The organism is Streptomyces sp. URMC 129 (genome assembly GCF_051386415.1).
Taxonomy (GTDB): domain Bacteria; phylum Actinomycetota; class Actinomycetes; order Streptomycetales; family Streptomycetaceae; genus Streptomyces.
In genome coordinates, this window is record NZ_JBPQTQ010000218.1 from 1 (window position 1) to 4,742 (window position 4,742).

A 4,742-nucleotide genomic window follows, 5' to 3' on the forward strand; every position below is an offset into this window, starting at 1 on the left:
GTCCAGCTCCTCGAAGACGAAGGCGTCGAGAAATTCGAGACCGCCTGGAACGGCCTCCTCGAATCCACCCAGGCCGAACTGGAACGCCTGGCCGGCCGGTGACGTCCGGTGTCAGCGGCCGGAGGCGGCCTTCGCCAGCTCCCCGGCCAGAGTGTCCACGCTCTGGAACGTCAGGCCGAGCACCGCCACGTGCTTCCAGCGGACGACGCCGTCCGCGTCGACGATGAACACCGAGCGGCGCAGCCCGAGTCCGGGCACGGCGACGCCGTACGCCCGCGCCACCGCGCGGTCGGTGTCGGCGAGCAGCGGGAAGCCCAGCGCACGGCGCCGGGCGAACGCCTCGTGGCTGTCCAGCCCTTGCGGGCTGATCGCCCAGACGGCGGCGCCCACGGACCGGAAGCGGTCCAACTCGGAGGCGTAGGAGCACAGTTGCTTGGTGCACACGGGGGTCTCGTCACCCGGGTAGAAGACCAGCGCCAGCGGCCTGCCCCGGTGCTCCGCGAGGGTGTACGTCTCGCGCCGCACGCCGCCGTCGCCGTTCAGGACGACGCCGGGCACGGTGAAGTCCGGGGCGGGCGCGCCGACTTCGGGGGACCTCGACACGGGTGCCTCCTTCCTGCCGCGGCAGCCTCAGCGTACACGCGGCCGTTCCGGCGCCCCCATGACCTCCGAGGTCATCGACCGGGCGCCCGGCGGCCGGGCATCGTGGCCGCACCGGAACCCCCGAGCCTTCCAGGAGGAAGCGATGTCCGTGCAGTACGAGGCCGCCGTCGAGAGCTACTTCGCCGCGTGGAACGCGTCCGGCGCCGACGCGATCGGGGCGGCCGTGGCCGCCGCCTGGACCGAGGACGGCACCTACACCGACCCGCTGTTCGACGTGCGCGGCCACCAGGAGATCGCCGGGATGATCGCGCTGGCGCACGAGCAGTTCCCCGGCTTCACCTTCCGCCCGCTCGGCGCGGTCGACGGGCACCACCACACCGCCCGGTTCGGCTGGGAGCTGGTGAACCCGGCCGACGGGTCGGCACCCGTCGCCGGGTTCGACGTGATCACCCTCGCCGGGGACGGCCGCATCAGTGGCGTCAGCGGCTTCCTCGACCGCGTGCCGGAGGCGTAGGCTGGGCCCCGGTCAGAACCAGTCGGGCCGCGCGTCGAGCGCGCCCCGGTCCAGGCTGGCCGCCAGCCAACCGTGCGCCGGTCCCGGGCGGTTCGCGCGGGGTGTCCCGCTCAGACCGTGGTGCCCAGGCCGCCGTCGACGGGGATGACGGCGCCGGTCACGTAGGCGCCGGCCCGGCCGGCGAGGTAGACCGCGACGCCCGCCATGTCGTCGGGCCGTCCGATCCGCTGCAACGGTGCCGCCGCCGCGATCTCGTCGCCGAACGCGTCCAGCGTGGCGGCCATCATCTTCGACTCGAACGGGCCGGGCGCGATCGCGTTGACCGTGATGCCCTGCGGGCCCAGCTCCTTGGCCAGCACCCGGGTCAGGTGGTGCAGGCCCGCCTTGCTCGCCGCGTAGGAGTAGGCGGGCAGCGGGCTGACGTGCAGGCCGTCGATGGAGCCGACGTTGATGATCCGCGCGGGGTCCTCCAGCGAGCCGGCGGCGCGCAGCCGGGGGAGCAGCGCCTGCGTGAGGAGGAAGGGGCTGCGCAGGTTGAGGTCCATCACCTTGTCCCAGCCGCTGACCGGGAAGGTGTCCAGCGGCGCGCCCCAGGTGGCGCCCGCGTTGTTGACCAGGATGTGCAGCGCCTCCTCCCGGGCGCCGATCTCCTCGGCGAGCCGGTGCACCTCCTCCTCGCGGGAGAGGTCGGCGGGCAGGGCGATCGCCTCGCCGGACTTGGACAGCTCGCGCACGGCCTCGTCGCACGCGTCCGCCTTGCGGGAGCTGACGTAGACCTTGGCCCCGGCCTCGACCAGGCCGCGCGCGATCATCAGGCCGATGCCACGGGAGCCGCCGGTGACCAGGGCGGTCTTGCCGGCGACGGAGAACAGCGAGCTCACGACAGGCTCCCTTGCCTGGAAGTTCTGATGGTGTGGTGGGGTGGGTGTTTCCGCTGCGAGGCTAGCCATGTTTTGAGCACTGCTCAATAGCGGGTGGCCGTTCTCACCCGCCCGTGGCGCCCCGCCCCGCCGGGGGCGGGCGCGCCGGATCCGGACAGAATGGCGCCGCCGTGGTCCGAACCAGCGTCCGCGGATCCATAATCCGGACGGGGTTCCGGAAAACACGCGCAACCAGGCAGGGAGTGGGATGGCGACCTTGGAGACGCCCGTACCGGCCGGTATGCCGGTGCTCGGATCGATGTTCGACCTGCGGCGGGCGCCGCTGGACACTTACCTGCGGGCCCGGCGCGACCACGGCGACGTGGTGCGCTTCGTCGCCGGCCCGCCCGGGCTGCGCGCCGAACTGTACGCCGTCTTCTCCGCCGAGGGCGCGCAGCGCGTCCTGGCCGGCGACGCGGCCGACTTCCGCAAGGACAACGTCTTCTACGGAGAGCTGCGGCAGACCTTCGGGAACGGGCTGCTCACCAGCCAGGACGACGACTACCTGCGCCAGCGCCGCGCGCTGCAGCCGCTGTTCACCAAGCGCCGGGTCGAGGGCTACGCGGCGGCCGTCACCACCGAGATCGCCGCCGTCGCCGACCGGTGGCGCGCGGCGTCCGGCACCGTGCACGATGTCGCCCACGAGATGCGGGAGTTCGCGCTGCGCGCCATCGCCCGCATCCTCTTCGGCACCGACATCGACGCGGCCGTCCCCGCCATAGAGCGCGATCTGCCGATCCTCAGCGACTACGTCACGCGGCGCGGCTTCTCGCCGGTCAACGTCCCCCGGAACTGGCCCACCGCCGCCAACCGCCGCGCCGCGGCGGCCGGCGCCGAGCTGTACGACATCTGCGACACCGTCATCGCCAGGCGGCGGGCGGAGCGCTCGAACGGCCCGGCCGCCGCCGGGGCCGCGGCACCCGGTGACGACCTGGTGACGCTGCTGACCCGCGCCGAGGGCACGTCGGCCGACTCCCTCGACGGCGCCGAACTCCGCGACCAGGTCCTGATCTTCCTGCTCGCCGGGCACGAGACGACCGCCGTCTCCCTCACCTTCGCGCTGCACCTGCTGGGACTCCACCAGGAGGAGCAGCGCCTGGCCCGCGCCGAGGTGGAGAGCGTCCTCGGCGACCGCGTCCCCACCGCCGCCGACGCGGAACGGCTCGTCCGCGTGACGCGGGTGCTGAAGGAGGCCATGCGCCTGTTCCCGGCGGCGCCCGCCATCGGCCGCCGTGCCGTGGCGGACGTCGAGATCGGCGGCCACCGCATCCCGGCGGGCGCCGACGTCATCGTCGTCCCCTGGGTGACCCACCGCCACCCCGGCTACTGGGGCGACGACCCGGAGCGCTTCGACTCCGACCGCTTCCTGCCCGACGCGGAGGCGGCCCGCCCCCGGTACGCCTGGTTCCCCTTCGGCGGCGGCCCGCGCGCCTGCATCGGGCAGCACCTCTCCCTGCTGGAGTCGGTGCTCGCCCTGGCCGTGGTGCTCCGGGAGTTCGAGGTGACCTCACTCGACGAGTCGGTTCCGCTCGCGGCCGGCATCACGCTCAGGGCGGAGGGCCCGGTCCGCTGCCGCCTGAGCCGCATTCCCGGGCGGCAGGGCGGGTAGCGACCCGCCATGCGGAGGATCACGATCGTCGGCGCCGGCCAGGCCGGGCTCCAGCTCGCTAACGGCCTGGCCGCACACGGCTACCAGGTGACCGTCGTCTCCGACCGGACGCCGGAGCAGATCCGCGACGGGCGGGTGATGTCCAGCCAGTGCATGTTCGGCCGGGCCCTCGCCCACGAGGCGGACCTCGGCCTGGACCTGTGGGGCGACAGGTGCCCGCGGGTGGAGGCCATGGCCGTGTCGGTCGCGGACGGCTCGGGCGGCCGGGCGGTCGCCTTCTCGTCCCGGATGGACGCCCCGGCCCGCTCGGTGGACCAGCGGGTCAAGATTCCCGCGTGGCTGGCCGAGCTGGAGCGCCGCGGCGGCACGGTCGAGGTGCGCCGGGCCGGCGTGGCCGACCTGGAGGCGTACGCGCGGGCCTCGGACCTGGTGATCGTCGCGGCGGGCAAGGGGGAGATCGCCGGGATCTTCGCACGGGACGCGGCGCGTTCGCCGTTCGGCACCCCGCGGCGCGCCCTGGCCGTCACCTACGTCACCGGCATGGCACCGCCGCCCGGGGACCGCTCCGCCGTGACGTTCAACATCGTTCCCGGCGTGGGCGAGTACTTCACCCTCCCCGCGCTGACGACGACCGGCCCCTGCGACATCATGATCTTCGAGGGCCTCCCCGGCGGCCCGATGGACCGCTGGCACGAGGCCACCACTCCGGACGAACACCTCGCCCTGTCCCAGGAGTTGCTCCGGCTGCACGTTCCCTGGGAAGCGGAGCGCTGCGCGGACCTGACCCTGACCGACCCGGCCGGCGTCCTCGCCGGCCGCTTCGCCCCGACGGTCCGCACACCGGTCGCCCACCTCCCCTCGGGCGCCGCCGTCCTCGGCATGGCGGACACGGTGGTCCTCAACGACCCGATCGCCGGCCAGGGTTCGAACACCGCGAGCAAGGCCGCCGCCTCCTACCTCGCCAGCATCCTCGACCACGGCGACCGCCCGTACGACGAGACGTTCATGCGGCAGACGTTCGACCGGTTCTGGGACTACGCCCAGTACGTCACCGCCTGGTCCAACGCCCTCCTCGACCCCCCACCCCCGCACATCC

Annotated in this window: 5 protein-coding genes; 3 read left to right on the forward strand and 2 right to left on the reverse strand. The window is 73.7% G+C overall.

Annotated elements, in window-relative coordinates; genetic code table 11:
* Window positions 1–111: 111 nt before the first annotated feature.
* Window positions 112–603 (reverse strand): peroxiredoxin family protein, encoded by a 492-nt coding sequence (locus ACSNOC_RS26915; protein ID WP_436750183.1) that lies wholly within the window; start codon window positions 601–603, stop codon window positions 112–114.
* A gap of 142 nt (window positions 604–745) precedes the next feature.
* Here ACSNOC_RS26915 and ACSNOC_RS26920 point away from each other — a divergent pair, with 142 nt between their 5' ends.
* A complete protein-coding gene (locus ACSNOC_RS26920; protein ID WP_436750187.1) occupies window positions 746–1,117 on the forward strand; it encodes a nuclear transport factor 2 family protein in 372 nt (123 codons plus the stop codon).
* A 110-nt stretch (window positions 1,118–1,227) separates the two neighbouring features.
* Here ACSNOC_RS26920 and ACSNOC_RS26925 read toward each other — a convergent pair whose 3' ends face one another.
* Window positions 1,228–1,998, reverse strand: coding sequence for an SDR family oxidoreductase (locus ACSNOC_RS26925; RefSeq protein WP_436750184.1), 771 nt, complete (start codon window positions 1,996–1,998; stop codon window positions 1,228–1,230).
* 247 nt (window positions 1,999–2,245) lie between these two features.
* On the opposite strand from ACSNOC_RS26925, the gene ACSNOC_RS26930 reads away from it, so the two are divergent.
* Both ACSNOC_RS26930 and ACSNOC_RS26935 read left to right on the forward strand, forming a co-directional pair.
* Entirely contained in the window at window positions 2,246–3,646 is a 1,401-nt protein-coding gene (locus ACSNOC_RS26930) for a cytochrome P450 (protein WP_436750185.1), read from the forward strand.
* Window positions 3,647–3,655: 9 nt separating this feature from the next.
* A partial coding sequence (locus ACSNOC_RS26935) for a styrene monooxygenase/indole monooxygenase family protein (protein WP_436750186.1) occupies window positions 3,656–4,742 on the forward strand: 1,087 nt, incomplete at its 3' end.